The following is a 12546-nucleotide window of genomic DNA, read 5'->3' as shown; positions in this document are numbered from 1 at the left end:
CCCCGCGGGCCGGTCCCGTGTCATCTAGCAGTCTTCGAGGTAGGGCGTGACGACCTCGGCGTACGCGGCGTAGCCGGCGGCGTTCGCGTGGAAGGACTCCAGCGTGCCCACGTAACCGAGGATCCACGGGTCCGCGGAGCAGACCTCGTGGCCGGTGAACGCGTCGCGCACGTCGGCGAACGCGAAGTCGTGCTCCTCGGCGACCGCGGCCGTGGTCTCGGCCAGGAGGTCGGCCGTCTCGTTCAGCAGCGCCTGCTCCGCCGGCGTGATCGCCAGAGTGCCGGAGCAGCTGGTGCCGTTGAACAGTCGCGGGTTGCCGACGATCGTGACGTCCGCCCACGGCGACAGGTCCTCGACCTGGGTGTACAGGTCGTCGAGCTCGGCCGGGAGCGAGTCGGTGATGACCGCCTGCGCGTTCGCGACCGCGCCCTGGCACAGGGCCGTGTCGGTCCCGGCGCACGCGCCGAGGACCGAGGAGAACCCGGCGTCGTTGCCGCCGACCCCGATGGAGACCTCGCGGGTCCACCAGGAGAGGCTGCCGAGCTGCTCGGCCACGACGTCTTCGACGCGCGCGCCGGAGCAGGCGTCGAACGAGAGCTCCGCGCCGATCGCTTCGGCCGCGAGCTGCGGGTAGGCGTTCGCGGAGCGGTAGCAGTCGCTGCCGTCGTCGGCGTAGTCGCCCGCGCCGACGCCGGAGACGTACGAGTCGCCGAGGGCGACGTACTGCGGCGTCCAGCCCTGGGCCGAGGCCGGGGAGGCGAAGGCGGCGGCGCCGATGCCGGCGACGGCCGCGACAGCGAGGGTGCGGGCGATCATGCCGCGCTTGCGGGTGTATCGGGACATGGGTCTCCTTCTCGTGACGGGCGGGCCCGGGAGGCGCGCCCCCGTGAGGGGCCCGGCGATTGTCGCGCACCGACCAAAGTGGGGTGAACGGCACCGGCCCACGGTATGACGCCCGTGGGCCGGTCCAGGGTTGCTTCTAGTAGTCGAGCTGCGGGAGGACGACCTCGATGTAGGCGTCCTGGCCTGCGGCGTTGGGGTGGAAGGACTCCAGGGTCCCGACGTAGCCGAGGATCCACGGGTCGGCCGAGCAGACGCCGTGGCCCTCGAAGGCCGCGCGCGGGTCCGCGAAGTCGAAGCCGTGGTCGGCCGCAACCGAAGCGGTCGTCTCGGCGAGCAGGTCGGCGGCGTCGTTCAGCAGCGCCTGCTCCTCCGGGGTGATCGCCAGGGCGCCCGAGCAGGCGGTCTCGTTGAACAGGCGCGGGTTGCCCACGACCACGATGTCCGCGCTGGCGGCCTTGGTCTCGACCTGGGTGTACAGGTCGTCGAGTTCGGCCGGGAGCGAGTCGGTGATGACCGTGCGCGCGTTGGTGATCGCGGTCTTGCAGAGCGCGGTGTCGGTGCCGGCGCAGGCCGTGAGCACCGAGGAGAACCCGGCGTCGTTGCCGCCCACGCCGATCGTGACGTGCTCGGTGTTGACCGGGTAGAGGTGGCTCAGCTGGTTCGCGACCACGTCTTCGATGCGCGCGCCCGAGCAGGCCTCGAACCACAGGCGCTCGCCGAGAGCGGTCGCGGCCTGCTTCGCGTAGGCGTTGGCCGAGCGGTAGCAGTCGCTGCCGTCGTCGGCGTAGTCGCCCGCGCCGACGCCCGAGGCGTACGAGTCGCCGAGCGCGACATACTGCTGGATCGTGATGTCGGCCGAGGCGGAGCTCGCCAGACCGGCGACGCCGAAGCCGGCGACCGCCGCGACCGCCGCCACGCGGGTGAGGACGCGGCGTGCCTTGCCTTCCTTGAAGGACACAGAGTCTCCTTGTTGTCGACAGGGCCGGCGGGGTGGGGCGGGTGGGCCCTCCCGCCGGAGGATGGCGTCATTATAGACAAGGAAGTCCATTGTGTCGCAATAGGAACAGTGCGTGACGAACCACTGATGGAAAGGTTTTCGATGGTCGGTTGGAAACTGTTTCCGATCGTGGCTAGAATGGCGGCACACGCTTCGAAGGGGTATTGCAGATGGGCAACCGCTCCCGGGCGACGCTGACCGAGGTGGCCGAACACGCGGGCGTCTCCAAGGCCACCGCCTCCAAGGTGCTCAACGGCCGCCCCGGTGTCGCCGAGGCGACCCGCAAGGCCGTGCGCGAGGCCATCGCCGCACTCGAGTACGTGCCGACCACCGGCCCGAGGGAGACGCCCTCGCCCCAGACGATCCACGTCGTGTTCGACACGATCCTCAACATGTACGCGGTGTACGTGCTGGACGGGATCATCAGCGGCGGCAGGGAACTCGGCGTCGAGGTCGTCACCAGCTCCCTCGAGTCCGAGACCCCCGGCCACAACGATCCGATGGGCGCCGACCGGGTCAAGGAGATCGCCGCGCAGGGGGCGGCGGGCCTGGTCGTGGTGACCGCGCAGCTCACGAGCGCCGAGATGGACGCGTGCGAGCAGCTGGGTCTGCCGCTGGTCGTGATCGACCCGGCGAACCCCCTCGACGAGCGCGTCACGAGCCTCGGCGCGACCAACTGGGCCGGGGGCGTGCAGGCCACCCGGCACCTGCTCGACCTGGGGCACACCCGGATCGGCTTCGCGGGCGGACCCGCCGGGTCGCTGCCCGCGCGCGAAAGGCTCCATGGGTACCGGGAGGCGCTCGAATCCGCCGGGATCGAACTCGACCCGGCGCTCATGGGCTCCGGCAGCTTCTACGCCGAGACCGGTGCGGCGCTGACCGACCGGATGCTCGACCTGGACGAGCCGCCGACCGCGATCTTCGCCGCCAGCGACAGCATCGCCGTGGGCGTCATCAGGACCGCCCACCGCCGCGGCCTCAACGTGCCCGGCGACCTCAGCGTGGTCGGCTTCGACGACACGTACAACGCGATGTGGGTCGAACCGCCGCTCACCACGGTGAAGCAGCCGCTGCGCCAGATGGGCCGCGTCGCCGCCAGGACGGTCCTCGACCTCGCCGCGGGCAAGGTCCCCGACTCGCACCACGTGCAGCTCGCGACGAGCCTCGTGGTGCGCGAATCGACAGCCCCGCCGCGCTGACCCGGCGCTTCCGCGGGCGGTGGCGTTGGCGCGCAACCACTACGATGGACGGTGACGGCAACCTCACCCCCTGGAGATGCTGATGCGCCAAGTGGTTCCAGTCCGAATCGGCGACACCGAATTCCTCGTGGAGACCGTGGCCACGGTGGACGATCCGGACCGCGCCGCTCCCGGGACCGGCGGCGGCCTCATGCCGATCAGCGGCCGCCTACCGAAGACGGAGTCGTTCGACCGCATGAAGGACCTGATCCAGGCGGTCACTGACGAACTCGGCGAAGTGTGGGAGAAGACCAAGCCGCAGGAGGCCGTGGTCGAGTTCGGCATCGCCGCGGATGTGAAGGCGGGCAAGCTCACCGGGATCCTCGTCGGCGGCGGCGCGGCCGCGACGCTGAAGATCACGCTCAAGTGGACGACCCTGCCGGGCGAGGACTGACATGTCCGTGTCCATCGACGACCTGCGGCTCTTCCGCTTCGTCGTCCGGATCGAGGCCGACCCCGGGGACGGGAGCGCATTCGTCGGCTCGGGATTCCTGGCCGCACCCGGACTGGTGCTGACCTGCGCGCACGTCGTCAATTGGTTCGAGGACGGCGAATCGTTCCGGGTCGTGTCCGCCGTGCCGGAGGTGAACGCGGCGCGGGCGGTCGTATCGGAGCGCTCGGCCCGGGAAGCCGGACCGGACGAGCTGTGGGCGTGGCCGGACCTCGCCGTCGTGGAACTGCTCGACGCCGATGGGCGGCGCGAAACCCGGCATCCGCTGCCGCGCCTCGACCTCGGTGCGCCGGTCCCGACCGGGCCCGTGCGGCGGCGCGCGTTCATCGCCGCCAGGCCGAACCCCGACAGCGCGGCCTCGGTGCCGGTCCTGCGCGGGGTCGACTTCCGGTGGGAGAGCGTTGACGGCCAAGGATTCTGGTGGCTCGCCGACGGACACGCGCTGCCGGGGATGTCCGGCGGGATGCTCGTCGACCCCGAGCGCGGCGCGATCTGCGCCGTCATCAACAACAGCCGCGGGCTCGGCGCCGCGGTCGGCTCGGTCGCCACGCCGCTTTCCGCACTCGGCAACGGCTTCGGTGAAGCAGTGCGGGCACAGGCGGCCACGGGATTCAGCGCGGTCCCCGAATGGGACACCGCGTTCACGCGCCGCTCCGACGTCCCTTGGCGCGACACCTGGAACCCCGGCGTCACCGCGCGGCACTTCGTCGGCCGCACCACGGAACTGCAGAAGCTCCAAGACAACCTCGAGAAGGCCGGAGGCCTCGCGGTGGTCCAGTCCATCGGCGGGTTCGGCGGCGTCGGCAAGACCGCACTGGCGGTCGCGTTCGCCGAGCGCTGCCGAGACCGCTTCGACGGCAGGGTGTTCCACGACTTCGAGTCCTATCGGGGCACTCGCGCCGACACCGCCGCCGACGCGCTCGGATCGATTCTCACCGGGATCGGCGCGGCCACCCCGAAGGAGGTCGAACTGCTCGACCACCGTGCCCGCGCCGAGCGCTGGCGGGCCGCCGCCGTCGGGCGGCGGCTCCTCATGGTGTGGGACAACGTGGACAGCCTCGACCAGCTCGACGGACTGCTCATCCGGTCCGAGGGCTGCGCCACCATCGTGACCACAAGGGACGTCATCCGCATCGACGACGCGGATCGCACGCTGCGCCTGGACGTGCTGCAGGAAGCGGACGCGATCGCGATGTTCCTGGAGATCGCCGGGGACCGCCACCCGCTCGAACAGGTCACCGAGCTCGTGCGCCGCGACCTGTACGTGCCGGTGCTCATCGCCACGCACGCAAGGGAAGTGGCGAACGAAGAAGTCGCGCTGGAGGAGATCATCGAGGACCTCCCCGAGCCCGCCGCGGTGCGCGGCCAGACCGACCCCTACCTCCAGCGGGACGTGTTCGACCGGCTCGAGGGCTCCTACCGGCGGCTCGAACCCGAAGAGCGCGTGGCATTCCGGGCCTTCGGCGCGCACCCGGGCGCCATCGCGACCCTCGGGAGCCTGGCCGCGGCCATGGAATGCCCGGTCCGGGAGGCCTCGCGGCGCATGCGCGGGCTCATCCGCGCCGGCCTGGCCGAACGCGACCTGAACGAGACCAACGGCGGCGACCGCGACCTGCGCCGCTACCGGGCGCACGACCTGCTGCGCGTCTACGGGGCACACCTCGCCGAGGTGGAGGACGACCTGACCGGGTCGCGGGCCGCGCTCGCTCAGTACTATCTGGACCGCCTCGGGCGCGACTTCGGCAACCGGCCGGACTGGTTCGCCGCGGAGGTCGAGACCATCCGGGCGCTGGCCGTCACCGACACCACCGAGAAATTCGGACACCTCGGCCGGTTCCTCGGCTACCGGGGGCTGCGCTACAGCCGGTACGACGCCGCCGAGACCGGGTTCAGCCTGGCCGAGAAGATCGACCGCGTCCTCGGCGACGGGCGCCGCACCGGCCACTCGCTGTGGGGCCAGGGCGAAGTGGCGCGGCTGCGCGGGCAGTTCGACGAGGCCGAAGCGAAATACCGTGCGGCGCTCCAGCTTTCGGAGACCGCCGGAGATCCGGGCGGCGTCGGCAATGCCCGCCGCGGGCTGGCCGAGGTCGCGCAGATGCGCGGCGACGCGGAGCGGGCCGAGGCGCACTACCTGGCCGCGATGGACGCGTACAGCGAAGGCGGTTTCACGCACCGGATGATCTACGTGGAGCGCGGCCTCGGGCGGGTCGCGAAGCTCCGCGGCGATGTCACGCTCGCGGTGGCGCGGTTCAACACGGCCCTGGAGGCGTCACGCTCCGAAGGGGACGATTACGGCATCGCCTTCGCGATCCTGGGCCTGGGCGACGCGGTATGCGCGGCGGGCGAGTTCGAAGCGGCCGAGGAGCGGTACCGCGAGTCGATGGACCTGTTCGACAGGATCGGGGACCCGGTCGGGTCGGCGTGCGCGATGCACGGGCTCGGCAATGTCGCACTGGGCCGAGGCGACCGGGTGCTCGCCCGCGAGCGCCTGGAGGCCGCGGCCGAGGCGTACCGGAAGCACCACGCGGCCCGGAACCTCGAGGAGCTCGCCGCCGACTTCGCACGGCTCGAAGCCTCCGAGGCTCACTGACCGTCGGGTTCCTCCAAGGCCCGCTCGTAGGCGAGCAGGGTGTCCACGAACAGGCGGCGTTGCTCGCTCGTCAAGGGCGCCAGCGCTTTGCGCCACGCGGCGGCGCTGCCGGCGAGCCAGGCCTCGATGTCGCCCCGCTCCTCGGCGGTGATGCTGACGATGCGGCGGCGCCGGTCGGCCTCGTCCTCGCGGCGCTCCAGCACGCCCTTGCGGCTGAGTTCGGCGACCATGAGGCTCACGGTGGTCGGAGCGACTTCGAGGCGGACCGCGAGGTCGTTCACGGTGGCCGGGCCGTCGAAGAGCAGGAGCGCGAGCAGCGAGAGGTGGCGCGGGCTCAGTTCGAGGGAGCGGACGCGCTCGGGCACGGGCAGGCGCTTGGCCCGGCCGACCATGCGCGGCATGAGCAGCAGCAGCTCACGGATCGCATCGTCGATGCCCCCTGGACTTGACACGAGCATGCCTCCAGATTATCTTTGCTATCAAATATTCTTTGCTTCCAAAGCAAATAGGTTCCAGGCTCATGCTACCCGAGGGCACACCACGTGCCCCCGCTCGCATGCCCGCGAAACACCCACCGACCAGGAGTGACACCCATGACCATCCTCGTGACCGGCGCCCGCGGCAACATCGGCTCGCGCCTCGCCGCACACCTCGCGAAGTCCGGGCACCACGTGCGGGCCACGGCCCGCGACCCCAAGACGCTCGACGCCCCGGCAGGGGTCGAGACCGCCGCACTGGACCTCACCGACCCGGCGACCGCCGAGGCCGCACTGCACGGCGTGCGCACCGCCTTCCTCTACCCGACCTTCGGTGACATCACCGGGTTCCTCACGGCGGCAAAGGAAGCCGGAGTCGAGCACGTCGTACTGCTCTCCTCCCCCGGCGCGTACGACCCGGTGGAGCACGCCGGCCCCATCGGCACGGCCCACCGGGCGATCGAGGCCGCCGTCCGCGATTCCGGACTCGGCCACACCGTGCTCTACCCGTCCTGGCTCGCCACCAACACCACCCGCGACTGGGGCGAGCAGATCCGCGCCGGCAAGGTGTCGCTCGCCTACCCCGACTGGCGCATCAACCCGATCCACCTCGACGACATCGCCGAAGTCGCCGCCGAACTCCTCGCCCGCGAGCAGTTCCGCGGCCGCAGCCTCATCATCACCGGGCCCGAATCGCTCAGCCAGCGCGAAGTGGTCGGCCAGATCGCCGCAGCGCTCGGGAAGCCGATCGAGCTGGAGGAGCTGACGCGCGCGGAGGCGCTGGCGGCGCGTCCGGAGTGGTTCCCGGAGGCGGTGTTCGACTCGCTGCTGGAAGTGGCCGCGAACCTCGGGGAGCGTCCGGCCACGGTGAACAACAACGTGGAGCGAGTGACCGGCCACCCGGCGCGGACGTTCGCGGAGTGGTTGCGGGACAACTAGTCGACTGCCGCTTTCTCCTGTTCGGACACCAGTGGGTAGGCGGCTTCGAGTCGGGCCCAGGTCCGCCTTGAGACGTTCCATCGGTAGAGCTTGATCCGCTCGTACTCGCCGTCGGCGCGGAGCACGAACAGTCGACGGCTGTCGACGACGAAGCGCTCCCCGTGGCCGATGGGCCGCACGAGCCGCATGCCCTGGTTGTTCAGGAACTGCCAGAAGCCGCGCTCGTCGACCCTGGCGAAGGGAATCGCGATGCAGGCCAAGGTGATGAGCCCGGGGATGCCGCCGCAGAGCACGGTGACGGCGAGCAGCTTGACGAGGTCCAAGTCGTCGCCGGGATCGAAGAGGGTGAGGACGAACCCGACGGCCCCGCAGATGCCGGCGACGATCGGGACCGATGCGAAGGGAGGTCGGAGCTTCATGGGGTGGTTCCTCGGGTCCGCTGTCAAGTTGGTGCCGTTGACGTTACCGATCGGGGCGGGTCCGCGGGGTCCCGCCCCGATCGGCCTTTCGGTGCTCAGGCGCGCCGTTCCACTCGCGGCTACCCTGGTCGCCGCGGGTGGAGCGCGCTAGAGCGGACGATTGTGGCAGTGGCCTCAACTGCGAACCCGCCTCATCTTAATTAGCTGAGCCTTACCTAATGTCTTGTGGCGAGAGGCGGCCGTCCCTGCCGACCTCGCCCGAACAAAGGAATGCATCGATGAGTGCAGGCACGCGCGCGATTCCCCTCGCGGTGAGCGCATCAGTCCTGTTGGCGGTCCTGACCGGTTGCGGGGCGTCCGAGCCCGTGCCGGAGACCGAGGCCGCGGCGGGCGAAGGCGCCACCGCCTATCCGCTGACCGTCGAGAACTGCGGCCAGGAGGTCACCTTCGACGCCGCGCCGCAGCGGGCCGTGTCCCTCGACCAGAACGCGACCGAGATCCTGCTCTCACTGGGCCTGGAAGACCGCATGGTCGGCACCGCGTCCTGGACCGACCCGGTCCTCGAGAACTTCACCGAGGCCAACGACGCCGTGCCGCGCCTGGCCGACGAAGCGCCCACCTACGAGGTCGTCATGGGCGCCGACCCCGACTTCGTGACCGCGTCCTTCGGCCGCCACTACGCCGAAGGCGGCGTGGCCGAACGGACCCGCTTCGCCGAGACCGGCATCGAGGCGTACCTCTCCCCCACCGACTGCGACGGCGACATCAGCGTCAACGGCGGCGGGACCCGCACCAACGCGCTCACCTTCGACGCGCTCTACCAGGAGATCCGCGAACTCGCCGCGATCTTCGACGTCCAGAGCCGCGGCGAAGTCCTCGTCGAGCAACTCGAAACCCGCCGCCAGTCGTCGCTGGAGGGCATCGACGCCTCGGGGCTGTCGGTGGCGTTCTGGTTCTCCGACCTCAAGACGCCGTACGTCGCCGGCGGGCTCGGCTCCGCGAACCTCCTCGCGACCGAGGCCGGCACCGCGAACGTCTTCGCCGACCTGGACGACGACTGGCCCGCCACCACCTGGGAGGCCTTCGTCGACCTCGACCCGGACGTCATCGTCATGGCCGACCTCAGCCGCGAGCGCTGGCCCGGCGACCAGGCGGCCGAGAAGATCGAGTTCCTCGAGTCCGACCCGGTCACCAAGGGGCTCACGGCGGTCGCCGAGCAGCGGTACGTCGAGCTGCGCGGCGCCGAGATGAACCCGTCGATCCGCCTCGTCGACGGCCTCGAGAAGCTCTCCGCGGCACTGCAGTCGTTCGAGGGCGACGCGTGACGCTCAGCGCTGCCACCGCGCCCGCCCCGGAACACCGGGGCCGGGCGCGGCTGCGCTTCCTGGGCGTCAGCCTCGCCGCGGTCGCGGTGCTCATCGCCTCGATCGGCGTGGCGATCACCCTCGGGCCCGCCGACGTGTCGCTGGTCAACGTGCGCGACATCCTCCTCAACCACTTCGCGGGCGCGGAGATCCCCGTCAGGATCTCGAAAGAGGCGATCGTGTGGGAAGACCGCCTGCCGCGCGCCCTGGTCGCCGCGGCCTGCGGGGCCGGGCTGGGCCTGTGCGGGCTGATCCTGCAGTCGCTCCTGCGCAACCCGCTCGCCGACCCGTACGTCCTCGGGATCTCCTCGGGCGCCTCGACCGGGGCGGTCGTCGTCGCGATCCTCGGCGTCGGCGCGGGCGGGCTCGGCCTGCCAGGCGGCGCGTTCATCGGCTCGCTCGTCTCCTTCGGCGTGGTCCTGGCGATCGCGCGCATGGCCGGAGGCGGCGACGACAAGCTGATCCTCGCCGGTATCGCGGTGACGCAGCTGTTCTCGGCGCTCACCTCGTTCGTGATCTTCGCCTTCGCGGACTCGGACGCGACCCGCGGCGTCATGTTCTGGCTCCTCGGCTCGCTCGAAGGCGTGCGCTGGAACGGGGTCGTGCTGTGCGGCCTCGCCGCGATCGCCGGGATCGTGCTGTGCCTCTTCCGCGCGCATGTGCTGGACGCCTTCGCTTTCGGCGACGACGTCGCCGCTTCCCTTGGGGTGCATGTCAGACGCGAGCGCGCGGTGCTCATCTGCGCCACCGCCCTGCTGACGGCGACGATGGTCAGCATCGTCGGCGCCGTCGGCTTCGTCGGCCTGGTGCTGCCGCATGCCGCGCGATTCCTCGCCGGTCCGCTCCACTTGCGACTGGTGCCGCTGACCGCGCTGATCGGAGCCGCGTTCATGGTCTGGGTCGACGCGGTCTCGCGCGTCGCGTTCTCCCCTTCACCGCTGCCGATCGGCGTCACCACCGCACTGGTCGGCGTGCCGGCGTTCATCGCGATCATGTTCCGCCGCAGGAGGACCGTATGACGCTGCAATCGCGCGAAGTCACCTGGAACCGCGGCGGGAGGCTCGTGGTCGACGGCGTCACGCTGCGCCCGCACCCCGGCCAGACCATCGGGCTGCTCGGCCCGAACGGCTCCGGCAAGTCCTCCCTCATCCGCTTGCTCTGCGGCGCGGTGAAACCCACCGCCGGCGTCGTCACCCTCGACGACGCCTCACTCGCCGAGCTTCCCCGGCGGGCGGCCGCGCGCACCATCGCCACCGTCACGCAGCACGCCGACACCGCCGTCGACCTCACCGTGCGCGACATCGTCGCCCTCGGCCGCATCCCGCACCGCGGCGCCTTCGGCGGGAACCGCCAGGCCGATGCCGAAGCAGTCGCGGACGCGTTGGCGCGCACCGGACTCCACGACAAGGCCAGCGAGCTGTGGCACCGGCTGTCCGGCGGCGAACGCCAGCGGGTCCACATCGCGCGGGCGCTGGCGCAGCAGCCGCGGGAGCTCCTGCTCGACGAGCCCACGAACCACCTCGACATCCGCTACCAGCTCGATCTGCTGCGGCTGCTCACCGAACTGCCGGTGACCACCGTGGTGGCGCTCCACGACCTCAACCTCGCCGCGATGTTCTGCGACGCCGTCCTGGTCCTGAAGGAGGGCCGCGCGGTGGTTTCCGGGCCTCCGGCCGAGGTGCTGACCCCGGCGCTCATCGCCGAGGTCTACGAGGTCGACGCCACGGTCACCGTCGATGCGGCGACGAAGCGGCCGCTGATCGTCTTCAATCCGGGACCGCGGGCCTGATCAGGGACGCTTGAGGAACAGGCCGAGGACGACGGCGGCCAGCGGCACGACGCAGAGCACCGTGAAGACCCCTTGGGGGCCATGGTGTTCGGCGATGAGCCCGAACACTGGGGCGAATAGGCCGCCGACGCTCATGGCCAGGCCGAGCGTGACGCCGGCGGCGGTGCCGGGGCGGGTCGGCAGGTAGTCCTGGGCGAGCTTGACGAGCACCGCGAACGGGACGTTGATCGCGATGCCGACGGCGAGCGCGACCGCCAGCGCCGCGTACTCGTCGGGCACGAACCGCAGCAGGACGAGCAGCGGGATGATCAGTACCCCGCCGATGCGGGTGGTGCGGACCGCGCCGAACCGGTCGGCCATTCGTCCACCTAGGAGGGTGCCGATCACGCTGCCGAGCATGAAGCCCGCCAAGGCGATCCCGGCCACGACGTGGCTGGAGTCGAGGTGGCGGATCCAGTACAGCTCGATGAAGGTGATGATCCCGACCCACAGGATCGACCGGACCACCTCGATCCCGGTGAGGACGGCGAACGGGCCCCACCTGTCGGTGCCGGTGCGGGCCTTGGCGGGTCCGGCTGCGGTGCGGGTGTGCCTGCGGAGCATGACGAATGCGATGAGGACCGCGGGCGGGATGAAGAGGGCGGTCGCGCCGACGCCCATCGCCATGAGCGCGGGCGTCGCCAGGACCGGGGCGAGGAAGAAGCCGACCGAGCCGCCCGCGGCGAAGATGCTCATGCCCGTGGCGCTGTCGCCCGCGGCCTCGCGTGCGCCTTTTCCTGCGGCCGGGTGGAACATGGCGACGCCCAGGCCCGAGAGGAAGATGAGCGCGAGCACCAGCGGGTACGGCCCGGCGAGACCGGCCAGGCCGAGGCCGATCCCGGCGAGGGCGACGCCCGCGGGGGCGAACCAGTCGAGGCGGCGGCGGTCGGCGAGGAGGCCGAAGAACGGCTGCGGGATCGAGGCGCCGAGCGCGGCGGCGAGGGTGAGGCCGGTGGCGGCGACGTAGCCGTAGCCTCGGTCGAGCACGAAGTAGGGCACGACGGCGGGCACGAGCCCCTGGTACATGTCGTCGACGGCGTGGGCGGCGGCCCACAGCCGCATGCGCCGCAGCGGCGACGGGGCGGCCTCGCGGGTCTCGGGCGGGGCGGCGGTCTGGGTCATGCTGGGTGCTCCTTGTCCATACGGCCCAAGGATTCCGACTCGCCACGACCTGCGGCTAACGGTATTCTGCCGAGTTATGTCGATGGACGGCCAGATCATTCCGAGCTCGCCGATCCGGATGCTCTCGCACCGGGAGCGGATCGACTGGCACCGCCACGACGGCCACCAGCTGATCTACCCCCGGCGCGGCGTCCTGCGGGTGTTCACGGCCTCGGGCGTGTGGGTCGTGCCGCCGTCGCAGGGCGTCCGTCACGTGCCTGACCGACGACGCCGCGCTCG

12 protein-coding genes are annotated in these 12546 nt (G+C 71.2%); 7 read left to right on the top strand and 5 right to left on the bottom strand.

The genetic code is table 11. The features are described from left to right. Window positions 1–24: 24 nt before the first annotated feature. Window positions 25–843 (bottom strand): SGNH/GDSL hydrolase family protein, encoded by an 819-nt coding sequence (locus tag ACFO8M_RS04255; protein ID WP_387970937.1) that lies wholly within the window; start codon window positions 841–843, stop codon window positions 25–27. A 136-nt stretch (window positions 844–979) separates the two neighbouring features. Then, window positions 980–1801 carry an SGNH/GDSL hydrolase family protein gene (locus tag ACFO8M_RS04250; protein ID WP_387970933.1) on the bottom strand — a complete coding sequence of 274 codons (822 nt, stop codon included), beginning with the start codon at window positions 1799–1801 and terminating at the stop codon, window positions 980–982. Between the two features lie 209 nt (window positions 1802–2010). Here ACFO8M_RS04250 and ACFO8M_RS04245 point away from each other — a divergent pair, with 209 nt between their 5' ends. The 3 genes from ACFO8M_RS04245 to ACFO8M_RS04235 all read left to right on the top strand — a co-directional run bounded on the left by ACFO8M_RS04245 (window position 2011) and on the right by ACFO8M_RS04235 (window position 6119). Then, entirely contained in the window at window positions 2011–3039 is a 1029-nt protein-coding gene (locus ACFO8M_RS04245) for a LacI family DNA-binding transcriptional regulator (protein ID WP_387970930.1), read from the top strand. 91 nt (window positions 3040–3130) lie between these two features. Beyond that, window positions 3131–3472, top strand: a complete 342-nt coding sequence (locus ACFO8M_RS04240) for a CU044_2847 family protein (protein WP_387970927.1) — start codon at window positions 3131–3133, stop codon at window positions 3470–3472. Between the two features lies 1 nt (window position 3473). Then, complete coding sequence (locus ACFO8M_RS04235) at window positions 3474–6119, top strand: tetratricopeptide repeat protein (protein ID WP_387970924.1); 2646 nt, start codon at window positions 3474–3476, stop codon at window positions 6117–6119. On the opposite strand, the gene ACFO8M_RS04230 is transcribed toward ACFO8M_RS04235, so the two are convergent. Continuing rightward, window positions 6113–6577 (bottom strand): MarR family transcriptional regulator, encoded by a 465-nt coding sequence (locus tag ACFO8M_RS04230; RefSeq protein ID WP_387970921.1) that lies wholly within the window; start codon window positions 6575–6577, stop codon window positions 6113–6115. The two genes, ACFO8M_RS04235 and ACFO8M_RS04230, sit on opposite strands and share 7 nt — an antisense overlap. Window positions 6578–6712: 135 nt before the next feature. Between ACFO8M_RS04230 and ACFO8M_RS04225 the strand changes: the two genes are divergently transcribed. Continuing rightward, window positions 6713–7534, top strand: coding sequence for an NAD(P)H-binding protein (locus tag ACFO8M_RS04225; protein ID WP_387970919.1), 822 nt, complete (start codon window positions 6713–6715; stop codon window positions 7532–7534). On the opposite strand, the gene ACFO8M_RS04220 is transcribed toward ACFO8M_RS04225, so the two are convergent. Next, the gene (locus tag ACFO8M_RS04220; RefSeq protein WP_387970916.1) at window positions 7531–7953 is read right to left on the bottom strand and encodes a hypothetical protein; all 423 of its coding nucleotides are present in this window, start codon (window positions 7951–7953) and stop codon (window positions 7531–7533) included. The genes ACFO8M_RS04225 and ACFO8M_RS04220 overlap by 4 nt on opposite strands. A 278-nt stretch (window positions 7954–8231) precedes the next feature. On the opposite strand from ACFO8M_RS04220, the gene ACFO8M_RS04215 reads away from it, so the two are divergent. From ACFO8M_RS04215 to ACFO8M_RS04205, 3 genes are read left to right on the top strand one after another with little or no spacing between them, the layout of a single operon-like run. Further along, entirely contained in the window at window positions 8232–9278 is a 1047-nt protein-coding gene (locus ACFO8M_RS04215; protein ID WP_387970914.1) for an ABC transporter substrate-binding protein, read from the top strand. Next, a complete protein-coding gene (locus ACFO8M_RS04210) occupies window positions 9275–10336 on the top strand; it encodes a FecCD family ABC transporter permease (protein WP_387970911.1) in 1062 nt (353 codons plus the stop codon). Before ACFO8M_RS04215 ends, ACFO8M_RS04210 begins: the two co-directional genes overlap by 4 nt. After that, window positions 10333–11106 (top strand): ABC transporter ATP-binding protein, encoded by a 774-nt coding sequence (locus tag ACFO8M_RS04205; protein ID WP_387970908.1) that lies wholly within the window; start codon window positions 10333–10335, stop codon window positions 11104–11106. Before ACFO8M_RS04210 ends, ACFO8M_RS04205 begins: the two co-directional genes overlap by 4 nt. Here the strand turns inward: ACFO8M_RS04205 and ACFO8M_RS04200 are convergent, their stop codons facing one another. Further along, the gene (locus ACFO8M_RS04200; RefSeq protein WP_387970905.1) at window positions 11107–12267 is read right to left on the bottom strand and encodes an MFS transporter; all 1161 of its coding nucleotides are present in this window, start codon (window positions 12265–12267) and stop codon (window positions 11107–11109) included. Between the last annotated feature and the right edge of the window lie 279 nt (window positions 12268–12546).

This window comes from Glycomyces rhizosphaerae (assembly GCF_042647865.1).
GTDB lineage: Bacteria > Actinomycetota > Actinomycetes > Mycobacteriales > Micromonosporaceae > Glycomyces > Glycomyces rhizosphaerae.
This window is presented reverse-complemented; position numbering and strand designations above follow the sequence as displayed.